Source organism: Phocaeicola sp. RTP21198st1_B8_RTP21198_201120, from assembly GCF_040929485.1.
In the GTDB taxonomy this organism is placed as follows: domain Bacteria; phylum Bacteroidota; class Bacteroidia; order Bacteroidales; family Bacteroidaceae; genus Phocaeicola; species Phocaeicola dorei.
In genome coordinates this window covers 1-344 of the sequence record NZ_JBCOCI010000254.1, presented here as the reverse complement: position 1 = coordinate 344, position 344 = coordinate 1, and the positions used below count along the sequence as shown (strand labels likewise).

Sequence of the window (344 nt, the reverse complement as noted above, 5' to 3'; positions counted from 1 at the left end):
CTTTCGTCCGAAAAGGAGGATTGGTACATTCCACTATCTTACAGATGGCAGCACCCAACTTCCGCGGATGGCATCCATTACGTTCTTCTTTTTCTATAATCTCCAATGATTTCAGAAAACTTTCTCCATAATCGGCATCCAGTCTTGTCTGTTCGGAGATATTCCGGTTATCAGTAAATCCGGTGTTGAAATCTCCCGGTTCTACTACACAAACCTTTATATGGAACGGATAAACCTCTAAAGCCAATGCTTCGCTATATCCCTCCACTGCAAATTTCGAAGCAGAATAAAATCCCTGATAGGGGATTCCCATTACACCACCGATAGAGCTGATATTTATAATC

Annotated in this window: 1 protein-coding gene; it reads right to left on the bottom strand. The window is 41.9% G+C overall.

Annotated elements, in window-relative coordinates; translation table 11 throughout:
* Positions 1-344 (bottom strand): SDR family NAD(P)-dependent oxidoreductase (locus AB5935_RS25115; RefSeq protein WP_410525549.1); only part of this gene is annotated, 344 nt, incomplete at both ends.